The organism is Tepidiforma thermophila, assembly GCF_002563855.1.
GTDB classification, from domain to species: Bacteria; Chloroflexota; Dehalococcoidia; order Tepidiformales; family Tepidiformaceae; genus Tepidiforma; species Tepidiforma thermophila.
In genome coordinates, this window is the sequence record NZ_PDJQ01000001.1 from 2,463,199 (window position 1) to 2,479,870 (window position 16,672).

Here is a 16,672-nt window from a genome sequence, read left to right on the forward strand (position 1 = left end):
GGGAAGGAGGCAGGACTAACTGGCTCAATGGGGAGGTAAACAGCGGTGACCTCCTCATCGGTACCGCCGAGAGGGCGGAGCATGAGGAGGTCAGGGTCAGCGTCGGACAGGACTACCCAGTCTCGGCCACGGACCCTGACGAGGGACCCTACCTGGAAATCCTGCCGAAGACGTCCGGCCATTTTTGGAACACCCCTTCCCACGTGTCCTGATCGCTGCCAAAGCGGACCACGGTCCAGCCTTCGTCCTCAAGGCGACGCTCAGCCTCTCGGTCTCTGGCGGCCACGTCAGGGTACTGGTGAACCGGTCCATCAACGAAGACTGCCGTGAGGCTGTCATCGTAGGTGAAGTCAGGCCTCGCATCTGCTGCGGGGATATGTTTCTGGGCCCTGGTTGGCAGGGTCAGCCCAAGTTCATCAACAAAGCGCAGCCACTGGCGTTCGAGCTCGGTCTGGCAAAGGTTCAGGAGGGCCTGGAGGTGCTCGTGGCGAGGGGTGGCGACGGGCGATGGCTCGGCCCTGGCCCCGGCCAAGTCGAGGAGAAAGTCACGGACGCACTGCCGGTCAAGGAGTCTGTGGTCGGGCTGGTTGGTGTAGCTCATGAGGCAGTCGTAGCAGGCTGCCTCGCAGTTCTCGCTGGCATGTGGGGCTTTTCCGAGGTCTCTGCCGTCATCGGGGTCAAAGTGGCAAATCTCGAGGGCGCGGCGGGCGACCCGGCTCATTGCTTGAGTATCAGCGACAAGCCTTCGGAGGACGCCGGCTCCGCCTTCGGCGGCTTCGTAGAAGAGCAGTAGATTGCGCTTCTCGCGGCGGGGCAGCGGTTCGACAGCAAGCTCGGATTCCTCGAGCTGGAACTCTACCTGTATGGCCCGCTTCAATGCAGCCGCCAGTGAGGCCATGAACTGGACATCCTGGGGGGTCACAGGTTCAAACAGAAGTGCGTTGCGGCGGTCTTCTACGTAGGGCACCACCCTCTGGCGAGGCCGTTCCTGCTTTTCCTCTGCATCATCGGACTCATCTTCGCGCCGCTGCCAGGTGCCGCGCTCAGGGTCAATCCAGAACCCCACTCCAGCCGTGCTCTTGCGCCGTCTCCAGCCGAGGTTAATCCGCCAGAGGGTCGCGGCGCCGCTGTAGGTAAGGGTTGCGAGTTTCTCCTCGTCCTTGCGCACCTCAGCAATCCTGGCCCGAGTAGCACCGGCCTCCTCAGCGAAGCGGATGCCGGTCTGCACGTCGTAGCCAACCCGAACGCGCTCCTCCTCGTCGGAGGTAATCCGCTCGCGGCGAACCGTGGAGACATTCTCAAGGCGGAAAAGGCTATCGATGGGGGCGTCGAGGAGGCGGTCACAGCGCTCGCAAAGGTCAGGTCCGGGGGGTTCGGCAATAAGGTGGAGGTAGCCGCACTCGCTGCACTGCTTCGCCGAGCTGGTGATGAGCTTTCCGTCAAGAGTTCTGCTCGGCGGCAGAAGGACCCGGCTGATAACGTACCTAGCCCCTTCGTGGTAGACGATGCCGCGGGGCCCGAACTCCTCAATAGCCAGGAACCTTGGGCGTGAGAGAAAGTCGTCTTGCCCCTTGGTGCCGCGCCGGCCGGGGATAAATGCGGAGAGCGGGAGCCGGGGGAAGTTGTACCCGGGCAGGAACCCCTCGCTGGCGAAGTAGCGATAGCTGTAGAAATCTGACTGGTATGTTCGGTTTCCAGCAGTATCAGCGCGGAGCAGATCAAGCTGGGATTCGGCCTCGGCCCTGAGCCGCTTGGCACGGTCACGGTCCTGCCTGGAGCGTGAGGCGTCCCCGATGATGCGATTCTGTTCCTCTCTGGTGTTGAGCGCTGCCCGGTAGAGGGAGCGCCAGCGGTCACAGGCGGCGTCGAAGCTCGTGAGGGCCCTGCTGAGGACTTCATCGAGCCAGCCTTCGTGGTACCAGTCCGCTTCCTTAAGGCCAGGAACCGTGTCCAGGATGCTGGCACACCTCGCATTCGCACGCTCCCTGGCCGCGGGATTGGCCAGAGCGTTTCTCAGTGAGGCCTGGAGTTCCAGGGAAGGCGCTTCGCCGGACACGTCGAGGACATCGGCCATCGACGACCCAAGGTCCTGGCCGGTTTCGGCCAACCAGACGGCGTGGACGTGAGCCTTGAGGAGGTCCTCATTGGCAAGGTCAAGCTGGGGAGGCAACACCTGGCCGGCGACCATTTCCACGGGATGATTGAAGAAGTACTGGTCGTGAGAGCTGGTAGCTGAGCAGTAGGTAAAGACCAGGGCTGGCTGGCCCCGCCTGCCGGCACGGCCGCTGCGCTGGGCATAGTTGGCCGGGGTTGGGGGAACATTACGGAGATTCACCACATTGAGTTCGGCGATGTCGACCCCAAGCTCCATGGTTGGCGAACAGAAAAGCACGGGAAGCCTGCCTTCCCTGAAAGCCTTTTCGCGGAATTCTCGGACTCCTGACTGGACCTGGGCGGTGTGCTCCCCGGCCATAAATCCGACCATCGTGTCCGCAACCTGCCGATAAAGGTCGACAAAATACCGATTTGCGCCCCTGGGGGTCTCATTTAAGAGGGTCACCCGCAGGGGGTCATGCATGGGTCTGGTGCCATCGCCGGCCAACCAAACCATCGAAGCGGCTGAGAGCTGGTAGCCGGGAGCAGCTTCATCCCGGTCATCGACGACGTCAACCAGCCCGCCGATGCGAAGGACCTTAAATAGGTCCGCAATGACCGCCTCGACTTCCCTTTGACTGAGAGCTGGACGACCTGAGCTGCGGTTGAGCCTTCTCAGGTACTGCCCGAACAGGCTCCTCGACGAGATAAAGACGTGCCTCCAGTCCTTATCGTCGCCGTTGCGGCGGGGGCCGGGGTAGGCTACTGATGCGCTCTTGAGCTTTTCGTCTTCGTCGAAAGCCCAAGGGGCTGCCAGGCGGGAGTCAGACCTCTGTTTTATCCGCTCCAGATAGCCGGACTCGAGGTAGTTGACGCTAATGGCCAGCTCGCGGCGGAGAAGGTCGAGAAGTACCCGCGATACTTCCTCTCGCTCGTTGGGAGTCGCCCCGGCGAGCGCGGGGTGAAGGCTCTGCCAGTCCCTCTCGCTGGAGCAGAGTTCCGCCAAGGAGAGGTACTCGAACCTCAAAAGCCCGCACTGCTCAAGATTTGGTGCGGTGAGCCGCCAGCCTCGCTCGAGGTCGCGATAGAGGCGATAGCCGAGGACGTCCCGGAGCGCCTGGGCAGCCTCGTCTCTCGCGGCAAACCCCTTCTCGGGGTCCTTTGCATACTGTTCATACGGTAAGGAAAGGGCCTTGAAGACAGCCTGGGTTAGTTCGTCATACCTCAGGCCTTGGGGCCCGGCCTGAGAGACCGCCCTGTACAGCGCTGAGCGAAGCAGGCCAACCTGAACAAAGTCGTTGAAGTGTCCTGCCTGGAGCGAGGCGTCCTGCCTGTTATCGGTGAAGCTCAGAACCTTCCTGGCTTCCTGCGGAAGGTCGGCGGCATCCTTAAGGCGGCGCAGTGCTTCGGCGACCAGGATAGTCGTCGCAGAAGCCCTGCCACCCTCACCGATGGTCGCGAGGCGGGCGTAGTCCTGCCTTTCCTTCCCCTCGTAGGACACCCCGCATCGGAGACAGAACGGAATTGGCGAGGGAATGACCAGGACTTCGCGGCCGTCTGGTGAGGGCTCTCCGTTCGCCCCCACGCGGCGAGCGCGGGGGAGCTTGCTCCGCCGGGCTCTCAGGACGTCTCCAGTCGAAGGGTCGACCCAGGAGTCAGGAATGCGCTCTCGGTACGCATCTGGTGCTTCATCAGGGTCAGGCAGGTACAGGTAAGCAGCACCCTCGCCTCCTGACCGAGGGTCCCTAGGTTCGAACGTGGTCGGTGACACATCGCCGGACTGGAACGAGACATTGTCGTTCGCCCCCTGGGCCGTTTCGACAACCGAGTAGTACTCCTGGCCACATTCTCGACAAAACGCGAGAGGGAAGAGCAGCCTTGACCGGTCGCCAGGAACATACTGCTGCTCGCGAAGGGTCAGATACCGGGATTCCGGGGGTTCGAGCGAGGCGTAGACGGTATCGCCCCTGGTGAAGAACTGATGCAACCGAAAGGCAAACATGGGCTGGCCCGTCTCTGGATTGAGGACACGGAACCCGGAAGAGAGGATGGCCTCGATCGCTTGTGCACATCGTTCGGGGTCGAGGCCTGTGAGCTCGGCCAGCTCGGCTGCGAGGCCGCCGTCCTTACGAATCGTCCGGGGCTTGGCCCTCCGCAAGTGCTGGCCCTTTTGCTCGATTCCCAGTTTTTCTTCAACCCAGCAGGCAAGGGCGTTTCTCCTCAGTTCCTCGGCTGAGGCAGGGACCGACCCGGATTCGACGGCGCGACGAAGCTCAAGGACGAATGCGGGGTCCGACATGTCCCGTTGGTCGGTGACGCGTTGGAGGGTTTCGAGGATGACGCTGTTGGGCCCGACGGTGGTCCCAAAGAGAAGCGTTGCGACTTCGGCGACACGCTCGCGCTGTTGCTTGAGGTCGTCGACACCTGCGAGGGTTGCCGAAGTTCCGATGCACTGCAGTTGGCGAGCTTCGCAGGCCTCCCGGACCCGCCTCACGAGCATGGCCACGTCGGCGCCCTGCCTCCCGCGGTAGGTGTGGAGCTCGTCCAGAACCAGGAATCTGAGGCCGCGTGCAGCCTGGACAAGGGGCCGCTCGAAGGGCCGGGTCAGGATGAGCTCCAGCATGACATAGTTGGTGAGCAGGATATCTGGAGCATTGGCGACAATTTCCTGTCGCTCTTCGTCCGACTCCTGACCCGTGTACCTCTTGTAACGGACGGGCCCCTGACCTCCAGGGAACCCAAGCTCGAGGAACTTATGGAGTTCGCCAGCCTGGCTGTTGGCCAGGGCGTTCATGGGGTACACGATGATAGCCCGGATACCTTTACCGGGGCCTTCTCGCAAGATGGCATCCACGATTGGAATGAGGTAGGCAAGGCTCTTGCCTGAGCCGGTGCCGCTGGTGAGCACGTAGCTTTCGCTGCGCCTTGCGACCTCTATAGCTTCGATTTGGTGCTGATAGAGCCTCAGTGGCCTGCCAACAGGGTCATGCTCGCTTTTATCCTTGCGGAAGATGCGGCGGCACTCCTCGTGAAGCAGGCCACGGTCCACGAGCGTGTCAATGTCTGCCGGCGTTTTGAAGCCAGGGTTTAGCTGGACCAGTGCTTCAGGCCAGAGCAGCCCTTCGCTGAGGGCCTGGTCAACGACTGCCCGAATTCGGTCATCCCGGATAGTCAGGAAGCTCTCTACGAAGTCGCGATACTCCTTGACCAGGCTATTCCGGAGGGAGAAGACGTCCATGGCTGCTCCAGGTGACGGAAAAGTCTGAGCCCGAACGAACAGTACCGGGATTCTAGCGGCAAACAGGGCAGAGGGCAGCGTGCCTGCCCTGTTCAGACCCCCGGGCGACACTGAGGACCCCAGCCGGAGTCAGTTCATCGCACCTTACTGGAGTTCCCCGAGAGGGCTGGGCGAGGAGAGCCGGCAGGGACGCGCCGGGAGCTAGCAGGCCTGCCCGGGGGCCGAGCATTCCCTGACGAGGTGGCCGAGGCAGTGGGTTTTCACCGGTCCGCTGGCCCAGGCGCAAGCCTTCGCCTTGGTCGACGATTGGGAGACCCGCAGCGTCGAGGGCCGGCATCGACCCAATGGCCGAAGGGGCATCGGCTGGCCACCAGAGTCGAGTTATCGAGATAGAGCCCGTGGACAGCGATGTTGTCCGGACTTTCTCGTACACACTGTTGAGCTGTCGATATGGGCTGGGCATGGCATTTCGGGGGAAGCCGGCGCCGCTGGCTGGCGACCGCTGACCGGTTCGGATGCTCGAGGGAAGCCATGCACTGCCCGCCGGCATCAGGGGCGGCTTGGCAGGGACGTGTCGCGCCACATTGGGTCCAGCCACCCGGCTGCTCGTCTACTCAAAGCAAGTGCCGGCAGAGCCGCCGCCGGCTGAACGCGAGATGAACTGCGCACCACCAAGGAAGGTCTCCACGCTTCGCCAGGGCCAAGGCCTCGGCCGCAGCGAACCGGCCAGACGCCTTGGCCCGCCATCCACGGTGGCATAGAAACAGAACTTTTGGCCACTTGAGCCTCCCTGGCGAAGCGGCCTGCGGATTAGTCGGCTGAGAGGGCAGGGGAACCCTTCGCCACAAAGGGTTTGGTTCGACAGCCACTCATGGAGGCCAGCCCGGTCGGCTTCGAAACGTTCAGCAGCGCTCGGCCAGGGCACAGCCGACACCGGGTGCTGGACTCGGTTTCTGGGGCTGGCGGATACCGGGCCGGAAGCACCGCAGCCGCGAGAATGGGCGGACAGCGGCAGCGGCACGCGAATACACCCCGGAAGTGGAGCCAGATGGCTGGCATCCAGCCGTCTGCGACAGGGGGAAACTAAACCTTGCGTACGGCGAGCCGTCAGACCATGACTCAACCGCCATCGCCAGGGCGGCCACCGAAAGGGTGAATGGCTCCGCCGACCGGCAACGGTACGCCCCGGACATCGGCCTTCGGCTGCCGGTGAGGAGCCGCGGCCCTTTGCAAAGAGCCGCGTCACGCCGCAGCGGTCGGGCAATCGGTCGCCTGCCGGTCGTCAGCGACGCCCAGCCGGCCGGATGCTCGGCTGCGGTTCGGCCATGGGGCAGGGAGAGTGGAACGAACTGCAGGCGCCGTTGGGGGTGCAACGGCCGATCGTGGCGGCCGGAAGCTCCTGGTTGCCGCAATCGACCCGGTCTTCTGTCGGCTCTTTTGTGGAATGCGCTGCCGTGGTTACCGCACCTCACGGGGGTACTGAAGGTAAATGGAGAGGCGGGGCTGAAGCGTGACACAGCTCCCCAAAAAGAGCCCACTGCGCTGCGTCCGGGCAACGAAGCGGGGCCGCGGGGTGGTAACTGCTACCGGTAACAAGGTTCTCCTAGCGGTGGAGTCAAATTTGCGCCCAGGCAGGAGGCAAGCCGCCCGCCCCGGGCGCGGCCCCTGGCGCAGACGAAACAAGATGGCCAACAACCTCAAACATGCGTCAGAGACCTAACCGGCCTTCAGAGAGGCACCAGCCCAGTAATCCCCGGCGAATTGCGCAAAGCCTCTCTTGGACCGGCGAGCTGCCCAAGGGGACCGGGGGAGGGGGCTTCCCCTTAAGCCCCATCGTCGGACGCGTGGTACCCCCTCAGCCGTGTTCGAACCCCCTCAGGCCTCCTCTTCGTCGGCTTCTTCCTCATCCCATTCGGCAGCAGACTTTTCATCCCACGCCTTCGATCCCCTTGACCTGAGACGCTCTAAAACCTCGCTGACAATCGGTTCGTTGCCCACGACCGTATATTCGCCGACCGGCAGGCAGTCTACGGCTTCACGCCAGTCGAGAGAGTCAGAAGCTTCGCCGAAGTCCATGTAACTCCCGTCGTCCAAAACCACCCCAATCTTCTCCGCATCGCACCAACTAGAGTTGTAGAACCTTCCTCGGTAAACTGTCGCTTCCACGTAAGGCGAGTAGTCGTCTCCGTTGTGCAGACGCCACCTAGCGACATCCAGAGAACAGTCCGACATTTCTCTCATCCGACCACCAATGACCTCAGCTCTAACAAAAGGGTCGGGATGGAAGCAAGTATCAAGCACGGTTTCGAATCCGAATTCATCGATGAGACGCAGAGCTACCTTCTTAGGATCGTCTGAATGAAGCAACCAGCCAAAATCGTCAGCGATAAGCTCGGCCAATTTTTCAGGAGTCATGCTGCTTTTAAGGTCTTCGGTTCTCTCGCCTGACATATCCGTATTCCCCTAGAGCTGGGCTACGACATTTCCCTTGACCGACTTTTGCAGTGTCGTCGTAGTCCGCGGCCACTTATCTTGCCGCAGCCGGCACCGCCGACGCAAGCCCATTCCACGGTTCTAGAGTGGGTGGACGGCACAGTGACACACACCTGACACGTTTACCTGCCGGAAGGCATACCGGCATCAACACCAAAGCAGCCACAGATCTCCGGCCATTGAGCAGCCCGAGCTGTGGATACCTGGCGCGGAGACACTGGACGACGCACGTGGACCGGACTCACTGAGGGACGCGATCCTGTATGCGACAAATTCGCGTCATGCTTCTGCGTTTTCGGCAGCAGCAGGCTCCCTGCACGCCGTGCTCCGGATTGCGCGGACGACCGAGGTTGAACAGAGCTTGCTGGCAACGCAGCGGGTCCCGGGAACCTGATTCGAAGTTGAAAAGCGACCGGGCCGTGCCCCTTGCGCGACGCGCCCAGCGTCGATGCCCAGCCGTTCGACAGGCGCCGTGGACAGTACAGACTCCTCTGGCGGCTGGCAACACGGCATTTGCGGGTGCCCACTGCCGCACCGGGCCGCGTGCCGGCTGCCCTCGCGGCTGCAGCGCCAGGGTTCCCATGTCGGCGCCGGCGGCACCGTGCGCCCCTCGGCTACGACGCCGGGACCCTCGGTACGGGGAAGGCCTTGCAGGCTGCGCACCGCCGGTTTGACCCTGCATGCGCCAGGCCAACCGCCTTCCCCTTGGCCCGAAACGCAATCGGCAGGATTCAGCTCCGCATCGCTCGGGGCGGCCAGTCCGGCAAGCAGCGACATCCGGGGCCAGACAGGGGTCGAGCCGGCTGCAACCCATCAGCCACCAACGGTCCCCGGCCTCACATTCGCCAACGCAACGGGGCGAGTCGGCCGTCCTCGCGGACATCAGGCTAAGGGCACGGATCGGCTTCGCTTGCTATCGCTCGCCCGGCGTAAGGCTCCTGAATCGGACGAGGCTGGTGGGGCAACCGAAACCCACCGCAGGCGAAGGGAGGGCCTATCCGAGGACAGGTCGAGATGTGCAGAGCCGGCCAGGCAGCAGGCCAATGAGGTGCGGCACCCCCTGACCAGCTCTGGGACGGCCAGAGCCAAGTCCCGCGCCGCATTTCAGGCTGCACAGGAGCCCTTTGAACACGTAAGCCCGAAAGGCAGCCCGGTGGCATACGGGCATTGCACAGCCTGCAACCGTTCGGGCCCCGTTAAGCCTAAGCCGACTGGCCGTTCTTCCTGTCCTTGTCCTTCTCCTCCTTCTCCTGCTCCTCGCTCGCAGCCTCGTCAGGCTCCTCTGCCCGGGGGCCCATCGGTATGAAGATGGCTCGCCGGTAAAGCTCCTGCAGCTCCTTTTCCTTCTCGTCCATCGTGACCACCTCCCGTCGAGTTGGAACATGGTCCGGAGAACCGGGACATCCGCAACTGCGACATTTAGGCGACAGTTTTCGCGAACGCCGGTCCGCCGTAGGCCGGTATTCTCGCTTCTCCCCGGCTCGTGGTCAACGCGCCGAGGGTGACTGCCAGAGTCGGATATGAGCAATCGTCCATCGCTATCAACATCGCAAATCTATCCGCAAGAACATTCCTTACAGAATGACTACAATTAGAAAAATCAGGAATGGAACTACTTTAGATGCGTATAAAATCTTGAATAAGCGATCGCTTCTTTCATGGAAGGAAGGCTGGAAGTTGAGAAATACTGCTCAGAAGTTGAACAAGACATTACCAGATGCCAATCAAACCGTGAGTCGGGCGGCAATCTCGCAAGAGCCTGCCTTAAGCGCACAGCCCAGGCAGCGGCCGAAATCGCCGGGCAAGCGGGCGCCTGGGTTCCTGCCTTCGGCCACCCTGCGATGCCAGGTCCCAGACCATGAGCATGCACGTGTGCGACCTCAAGATCTTCTCCAAGCGCGGCCCCCGACGACGCAGTCGCTCGCGCTCTTCCGGAGCGCGCGAAGCGAGGCATGCGGGAAGCCGCCGTGGAGGACAGGGACTGGAGGCGGGCGACACGTCCGCAGGAGCGGTCCAGAGCATTATCGCCAGGGGCAAGCGTCTCGGTACCCGCCCGTGCGGGCTCTTGCGTGGTCCTGGCGCCCACCCATCGACGCACGCTAGGGCGCACTTCTTCATCCTGACGCGCCCATTGTTCAACCCGGAGGTTGGCGTCGACCTTGCCAGGGGAACCGCCGTGCTTCGTCCTCGCACCTGGCACCGAAGCGGCCAGAGCCATCGAAAGCGCAGGCGGGAGTGCACGACTGGGCGAGATGCAGACGTGCGCCGAGCTATGGCAAGAGATGGCTGCGTCTGCCGCCATTGGAGAGGGGGCGACGATGATGGCTGTCGGACCCTAACCGATACGGGACGCTACGACGGCGTCAATCAGGTAGCGTCGTTCAGGCCGCAGTAAGTTCGCTTGGACTAGTTCGATGGCCGGACGATGGGCAAACGCCCTCGGGCCGACGTGCAAAATTCGCGGCACCGCGACGGACCGTCCGCCATGGCGGCGCCCGGCGCCGCACACGCTGGAGCTGACGCAACCGAGAGAAGGAACAGGCAGCCGCAGCCCGGCGAGTGTCCCGGGCGGCCAAGCTCGCTATATGAGTCAGGCCCAGGATTAGCAGCCGAGTCGCGGCATCGCCTCTCCTGGAATGTGCGGATGTTGCGGCCAAAGCGCCACGACTTATCGGCGAGATGCCGGGCAGGCGCCCAGGCGCATCCCGCGCGCGGGCAAGGCTCGATAAGCGATCATGCTCTGACCGCTCCGGACTCGGAAACCCTGCATGCCGGAATGCCCAAACCTTGTTAGCAGCCGTTGGCGGGCCGGGAACAACAACCGCTCCCAACCGTCCCCATCGTCTGGACGTCGAGGCGCGCCGGTGGCGACCTCGAGCAAGCGACGCGGGCCGCGACGTTCGAGAGCGCTGAGACTGCCAGAGGCGCAGAGGGGAGAGGAGCTATAAGGCGTCGACCCCGGGCCGGTATCAGCCCCTGGCCTCCAGGCAGCCAGATATGCCCAGGCCTCAGGCCGTCGCCGGGGCGAGCAGGCTACCGGCACTCCGGGGGCGCGAAGACCACGAGCCAGGTCATTGTGACCTCACTCAGCGTCGCCTCGAAAAACCCGTAGTAGCCGCCAACCATTACGCCCGGACCACCCACATTCCAAACACCGTCACCGACGTAGGTGGCATCAAAAGACACCGGCAAGACAGTCACCGCACTGCCCTGCTGGACACAGTCCCCAAAACGGCGATACGCCGCTTGCCGAACCTGCTCCGCTGTCAGGCGGGGGCTCGGAGTCGCGGCCGGCATCGGAGTCGGCGGAGGTGGAGGGGGCGGCGGAGGCGGTGTCGGCGTGGCGGTCGGCGGCTCCGGTGTCGCTGTTGCCGTCGGGGTGAAGGTCGCGGTCGGCGTGGGGGTGGACGCCAGAGGTGTGCCGGGACCGGGCGATGCGGCCGACGCTGCAGAGACCTGGGTGCGAAGTTCTGCGACCTCCTCCCGAAGGGCCAGCAGTTCCTCGCTGTCATCGTCGCAGGCAGCCAGCACGGCCGCAGCGAAAAGCAGCGAAATGACAGCACCAAAGCGCATAGTCGGGATTGTGCGATCGGCATCCAAGGGGCACAAGGGGGATGGCTCCGCTGATGCGGTGAGACGCCACGAGAACGCCGCTGCCTCTACCTTCGAACCCTGGCAGCAGCCGGGGGAGTCCTGACCGTCACATGGGCCGAAATGGCGGCACCGGGGGACACCGTCCCGCAATGCCGGGGCGCCGACGACGGAGCTGGGGAAAAGGTCATCACTGAGAGATCTGTGCCGCCCGGCCTCCCGGGGCTGATGGCCCATTCAACGCCCGTGACCCAAGGCCGGGGCCAAAGCCTGGCACGGGTGACCCTCCAGGGCAGGGCAGCAGGGCCCGAAAGGACACAGGCGGGCAGGGGCGTCACGCGACCGGGCTCGATAGCCACTCGGCGCTAGGGCGGCCGCATCGTCAGAGCTGTCCGTCAGCACCGCCGCCGACGGTCGGGTCTGCCGGCGGCGCCGACCGCGGCAGTGGGCCGGTTGGGCCTGTCGTGGGCCGGTTCTCGGGGCGGAACCGACCCAGAGGTGGAGTACCGCGGTGAACGCGGCGGTACCGCCATGGCCGCCGGGAACCTACCCACCTGGTCATTGGGCCTGTTGGGCCGGTTGTTTGATGATACCACTCGCTCCTGGTGGCACTTCGAGGGGGCTGCGTCGCGCGTTTGAAGCCGCCGGATAGGGGCCCGACCGGGGGCGAGCCGGTGACAGCAGTTTGACAGCTACACGGGCGGATTTTAGGGTACCGACGCGACCATAACGAGACGGGCCGACCCGCCGTCTGAATCTGTGGTGAACAATAACGAACTAAGAGAGAGGTACATCACAAAATGTCCGATTTGCGGGCGACGCAGGAGCGACACGCGCAGGATGTGGTGACAGGGAATGTGGCCGGGCTGATGGGCGACTTTACGCCGAACGCGATGGCAAAGGTGATGGCGCTGGCCGCCAATCCCATCCGGGCGACGAGCTTCGAGATTAAGGACCTCGGCAATAACGAGGTGGAAATTTCGTACATCGGCGACACGACGCGCGTCGTCTGGAGCAAGTGGGTCGAGAATGGTGGGAAGTGGCAGATTGACGACGTGAAGGAAGTGACGGCGTCGTGAGTGCGGAGCCCGGCGACGTGCGCGCGGCAGTCGAACGGACGGCGCGGGCGGTGATGACCGGGAATCTTGCGCAGGTGATGGCCGACCTCGCGCCGGAGGCGATGGCGCAGCTGATGCAGCTGGCGTCGGGTGCGCAGGGTCTCTCGCCGGCGCAGCTGCCGTCCATCGACGGCTTCGAGGTCGAGGAAGTGTCGTCGTCGGCAGAAGAGGCGCGCTACCGCGTCCGGTTTCGCTCCTCGATGGGCAGTGTGACGGTGGCGACGACGTGGCGGCCGATGGTGGGGCAGTGGAAGGTCGTCGAGATTGGGCTGGCAGGGTTTGAACTCGCCGAGGGCGGGGGACCGCCGCCGGAAAGGTAGGCTGGGGCGATGGAGCTGCTGCTCGTCCGGCACGCGATTGCGGTGGAGCGGGGCACTGTGGCGAGCGATGCAGAGCGGCCCCTGACTCCGGAGGGCCGGGCGCGGATGACGGAGGCCGCCCGGGGGCTGGCGCGGCTGATCACTCCGCAGGCGATCCTGAGTTCGCCGTGGCTGCGGGCGATGCAGACGGCGGAGATCCTGCGGGAGACGTACGGACTGGGGCGGGTGCGCGTCTGCGAGGCGCTGGCGAGCGCTGATTACGACGCGGTGATCGAGGCGGCGACGGAGACGGACGCATCGCCGGTCGCGCTGGTGGGGCATGAGCCGTGGATGGGGGAGCTGCTAGCGTACCTGGTGACCGGGGACCCCGCCGGCATGGGGGTGACATTCAAGAAGGGCGGGGCAGCGCTGGCCCGCTCGGCGGGAGAGCCGCGACCGGGCGGGTGCTGGCTCGAGTGGCTGATTCCTCCGGGCGTGCTGCGGCGGGTTGCGGGGGAGCAGAAGGGTTAGCTGCCCGGCACGTGCTCGACGAGCAGGCGGCAGCGCAGGATGGCTTCGAACCTGCGGCGCCGGTTCTCCAGTTCGTACAGCTCGGCGTCGATCGGCGCGGCTGCGCGGAGCTGCAGGCGCAGGGCGGTACCTTCGAGCACGGCGTGCACGTCATGGATGGGTGAGGGTGAGCGCCGGCGGATGGCCCGGGCGAGGCCGAGGAGGGAGGCGAGGACAGCGGCGCGGCGGGTGTCGTCGGGCTGGATGATGGCGCGGTAGGGCGAGAGGTCGGGGGTGCCGGAATCGGCCCAGCGGACGAGGGCGGCGAGGAGGACGACTTCGCGGTGGGAGTAGCCGTGGAGGTCGCCGCTGTGGACGAGGTATTCCGCGTGGCGGTCGCGGTTGTAGTAGTCGATGTGCATGCCGATGCCGGCGAGGCGGGCGGCATCGAGCAGGAGCTGGCGATCGGCATCGCCGAGGCCGTGCAGGGGCCGGGCTGCGTCGAAGAGGCTGGCAGCTGCGGAGACCGTTGGTTCGGCGGAGGTGACATCGACGCCGTTCGCGAGGGCGAGACCGGCGAGGCTGGCGGAACGCACGTCGGGAAGGATGGGGGCTTCGCCGCGGATCGCCTGCCAGGCGAGGCCTTCGCGAAGGCCCTGGCCGGAGACGGTGAGGGCGTCGGCGCCGAGGATGTCCATGACTTCGTCGATGACGATGGCAGCGGCATGGAGGAGGTCGGCGCGGTTGCTGCCAACGCCGGGGATACGGCGGCGCGCCTCGGTGGGCACGGCGCTGAGTTCGCGAGCGAGGCGGCGTACCTCTTTGCGGGCGAGTTCGAGACCATGCAATCGACCGAGGGGGTACCGGCGGCGAATACGGACGATGCGGGCGAGGTTGCGGATGGCGCCGCCGGTGCCGAAGAGGACGGGCGGGGCGCCGGCGACCGGGACGAACGAGCGCCGGACGGCCTTGCGCAGGGCACGGATTTCGCGGGGAGCGGGCGGGTCGGAGTGGAAGTAGGTTTCGCGGCTGTAGATGGCGCCGAGCGGCACGGACTGGACTTCGCGGAGCTGGCGCCCGGCGATGGTCATGAGCTCAAGGGAGCCGCCGCCGAGATCGAGGAGGTAGCCGTCCGTGAGCGTGGTGCTGTTGATGACGCCGATGTAGCCGGCGTGGGCTTCTTCGAAGCCGGAGAGGACCCGGATGCGGACGCCGGTGCGCTCGCGGACCCGTTCGAGGAATTCGTCCGCGTTCGGGGCGCGCCGGAGGGCTTCGGTGCCAACGGCGAGGAGGCGTGCGGGCGCGTAGGACTCGGCGAGCTGGGTCATGATGGCAAGGGCGCGGAGGCCGCGGTCGATGCCTTCGGGGGTGAGGTTGCCGCCGGCCTGTCCAGCGCCGAGGCGGGCGCTGTAGCGGGCTTCGTCGATGACTTCGAAGGCGGTGTGGCTGAGGGCGCGGGCGACGAGGAGGCGAACGGAGTTTGAGCCGACGTCGATGACTGCGATGATGTCGTGCGGGTGAACCGGCATGATCCAATCCCAGCTTGCGCCGGGATGGGGGAGGGGGCAAGGCGGAGGCTGGACGGGCGTGGTAGACTGCATGGCAGTTGGTTAAGGAGGCCGCCTGTGCGCCGGGCTTTTGTCATTTTTGTGACGCTTCCGTTAACGTTTGCCCTCCTTCCGCTCGCTGCTGTGCTGATGACGCCGGGAGCGCCGGCACGTGATACGACCCTGGTGCTGGAGCAGGAGCCAGCGAGCCCCGGCCCCGGTCTGCCGACACCCGCGGGCGTCGCGGCGTGGGACGCGGCCGAGTTCGGAGGGCGCGACGGCGCGCTGACCTTCCGCGGGGCCGAGCCGAACGGCGGACCGGCGGGCGGCTGCGAGGAGGTTCCGCAGAGCTGAGGGCTCGACGGGCCCCCGACAGGGATGACCGACGGCCCGCCGGTTGCCGGCGGGCCGTTTGCGTGCGCGGCGATGCGGCCTGTTTCAGCCGCGCGGGGGCAGGGCCTCCAGGGCGCGGCCGATGACCAGGCGCTGGATCTGATTGGTGCCTTCGAAGATCTGGAAGATCTTGGCGTCGCGGACCCACTTTTCGACGGGGTGGTCGCGCATGTAGCCCTGGCCGCCGAGGACCTGGACGGCATCGACGGTGACCTTCATGGCGACATCGGAGGCGTAACACTTGGCCATGGAGCCCTCGGCCTGGAGGTAGGGGACGTTGGCGCCGGCCATCCAGGCGGCGCGCCAAACCATAAGGCGGGCGGAATCGACGGCCATGGCCATGTCGGCCAGCATGAAGGAGATGCCCTGGTTCTTGATGATCGGGCGGCCGAACTGGACGCGGGTTTTGGCGTAGTCGAGGGCGTATTCGTAGGCGGCGCGGGCGATACCGACGGCGTACGCGCCGACAACGGGCCGGGTCCGCTCGAGGGTCATGAGGGCGCCGACGGCGCCAGGGCCGGCGGAGCCGCCCGGCTTCGCCGGTGCGCCGAGCTTGTACTCGGCCGGGATGCGGCAGTCGTTGAAGATGACATTGGCGGTGTGGGAGGCGCGGATGCCCATTTTCTTCCAGACGGTGCCCTGCTGGAGACCGGGCGTGCCTTTCGGGACGACGAAGGCGCTGATGCCGCCCCAGCCTTTTGAGCGGTCCTCGGTGGCGAAGACGACGTGGACATCGGCGATGCCGCCGTTGGTGATGAACTGCTTTTCGCCGTTGAGGACGTAGAAGTCGCCGTCGCGCGTGGCCGTGGTCTGGATGTTGGCGACGTCGGAGCCGGCATCGGGCTCGGTGAGACACATGGCGCCGAGGCGGACTTCGTGCTCGTCGGAGGCGATGGCGGCGAGCCACTGCTGGCGCTGCTCGGGGGTGCCGGTGGCGGCGATGGCGGCGGCGGCGAGGCCGGAGCTGTTGATGGCGAGGGCGATGCCGGCGCACCCCCAGGAGAGCTCCTCGGCGATGATGGAGGGGATGAGGGAGGAGCCTGCGCCATCGAGGAGGGAGCCCTGCTTCGAGATGCCGAAGCCGACGGCGGCGGCCTTTTTGATCAGGTCGTAGGGGACCTCTTCGCGTTCGTCGTAGTAGGCGGCGACGGGGCGGATCTCTTTGCGGGCGAAGTCGCGGGCGACCTGCTGGATGAGCTTTTCTTCGTCGTTGAGTTCGAGCGAAACCATCAGCGCATCTCCTCCGGGAAGGGCGTGAGGCACAGCTTACCAGCCGGTAGAGCAACGGTCGGCTGGGGGTGCACGGTTCATCGCGGCGGGCTAGCCTCAGTGGAGAGAACCGCCCGGGCCCCGGGGAAGGTAATTCGTATTTGTTATGCAGGAATCCGG

General features: G+C 65.1%; 9 protein-coding genes. 4 read left to right on the plus strand and 5 right to left on the minus strand.

Annotation, left to right across the window (positions count from 1 at the left end; genetic code table 11):
* Window positions 1-148: 148 nt before the first annotated feature.
* The 3 genes from A9A59_RS12005 to A9A59_RS14155 form a co-directional block, all read right to left on the minus strand.
* Window positions 149-5,332, minus strand: coding sequence for a DEAD/DEAH box helicase (locus A9A59_RS12005; RefSeq protein WP_098504492.1), 5,184 nt, complete (start codon window positions 5,330-5,332; stop codon window positions 149-151).
* A 1,875-nt stretch (window positions 5,333-7,207) separates the two neighbouring features.
* Window positions 7,208-7,747 (minus strand): hypothetical protein, encoded by a 540-nt coding sequence (locus A9A59_RS13795; protein ID WP_133117614.1) that lies wholly within the window; start codon window positions 7,745-7,747, stop codon window positions 7,208-7,210.
* 1,280 nt (window positions 7,748-9,027) lie between these two features.
* Complete coding sequence (locus A9A59_RS14155; RefSeq protein ID WP_165772705.1) at window positions 9,028-9,180, minus strand: hypothetical protein; 153 nt, start codon at window positions 9,178-9,180, stop codon at window positions 9,028-9,030.
* Between the two features lie 3,036 nt (window positions 9,181-12,216).
* On the opposite strand from A9A59_RS14155, the gene A9A59_RS12020 reads away from it, so the two are divergent.
* Genes A9A59_RS12020 through A9A59_RS12030 form a run of 3 tightly spaced genes read left to right on the plus strand, consistent with a single transcriptional unit; the run spans window position 12,217 to window position 13,364 of the window.
* Window positions 12,217-12,495, plus strand: coding sequence for a hypothetical protein (locus A9A59_RS12020; RefSeq protein ID WP_098504495.1), 279 nt, complete (start codon window positions 12,217-12,219; stop codon window positions 12,493-12,495).
* Window positions 12,492-12,854 carry a hypothetical protein gene (locus tag A9A59_RS12025; RefSeq protein ID WP_098504496.1) on the plus strand — a complete coding sequence of 121 codons (363 nt, stop codon included), beginning with the start codon at window positions 12,492-12,494 and terminating at the stop codon, window positions 12,852-12,854. Before A9A59_RS12020 ends, A9A59_RS12025 begins: the two co-directional genes overlap by 4 nt.
* A gap of 9 nt (window positions 12,855-12,863) precedes the next feature.
* The gene (locus tag A9A59_RS12030) at window positions 12,864-13,364 is read left to right on the plus strand and encodes a SixA phosphatase family protein (RefSeq protein ID WP_098504497.1); all 501 of its coding nucleotides are present in this window, start codon (window positions 12,864-12,866) and stop codon (window positions 13,362-13,364) included.
* Here A9A59_RS12030 and A9A59_RS12035 read toward each other — a convergent pair.
* A complete protein-coding gene (locus tag A9A59_RS12035; protein WP_165772706.1) occupies window positions 13,361-14,872 on the minus strand; it encodes a Ppx/GppA phosphatase family protein in 1,512 nt (503 codons plus the stop codon). The genes A9A59_RS12030 and A9A59_RS12035 overlap by 4 nt on opposite strands.
* A 96-nt stretch (window positions 14,873-14,968) precedes the next feature.
* On the opposite strand from A9A59_RS12035, the gene A9A59_RS12040 reads away from it, so the two are divergent.
* Entirely contained in the window at window positions 14,969-15,244 is a 276-nt protein-coding gene (locus A9A59_RS12040) for a hypothetical protein (RefSeq protein WP_098504499.1), read from the plus strand.
* 84 nt (window positions 15,245-15,328) lie between these two features.
* Here the strand turns inward: A9A59_RS12040 and A9A59_RS12045 are convergent, their stop codons facing one another.
* On the minus strand, window positions 15,329-16,513 hold the full coding sequence (locus tag A9A59_RS12045; RefSeq protein WP_098504500.1) for an acyl-CoA dehydrogenase family protein: 1,185 nt from the start codon (window positions 16,511-16,513) through the stop codon (window positions 15,329-15,331).
* Between the last annotated feature and the right edge of the window lie 159 nt (window positions 16,514-16,672).

What these genes read in the sequence shown, in the direction of transcription:
- A9A59_RS12035 (WP_165772706.1), bottom strand. Translation starts at nt 14,872, where the DNA reads ATGCCGGTTCACCCGCACGACATCATCGCAGTCATCGACGTCGGCTCA.
- A9A59_RS13795 (WP_133117614.1), bottom strand. Translation starts at nt 7,747, where the DNA reads ATGACTCCTGAAAAATTGGCCGAGCTTATCGCTGACGATTTTGGCTGG.
- A9A59_RS12005 (WP_098504492.1), bottom strand. Translation starts at nt 5,332, where the DNA reads ATGGACGTCTTCTCCCTCCGGAATAGCCTGGTCAAGGAGTATCGCGAC.
- A9A59_RS12045 (WP_098504500.1), bottom strand. Translation starts at nt 16,513, where the DNA reads ATGGTTTCGCTCGAACTCAACGACGAAGAAAAGCTCATCCAGCAGGTC.
- A9A59_RS12030 (WP_098504497.1), top strand. Translation starts at nt 12,864, where the DNA reads ATGGAGCTGCTGCTCGTCCGGCACGCGATTGCGGTGGAGCGGGGCACT.
- A9A59_RS12020 (WP_098504495.1), top strand. Translation starts at nt 12,217, where the DNA reads ATGTCCGATTTGCGGGCGACGCAGGAGCGACACGCGCAGGATGTGGTG.
- A9A59_RS14155 (WP_165772705.1), bottom strand. Translation starts at nt 9,180, where the DNA reads ATGGACGAGAAGGAAAAGGAGCTGCAGGAGCTTTACCGGCGAGCCATC.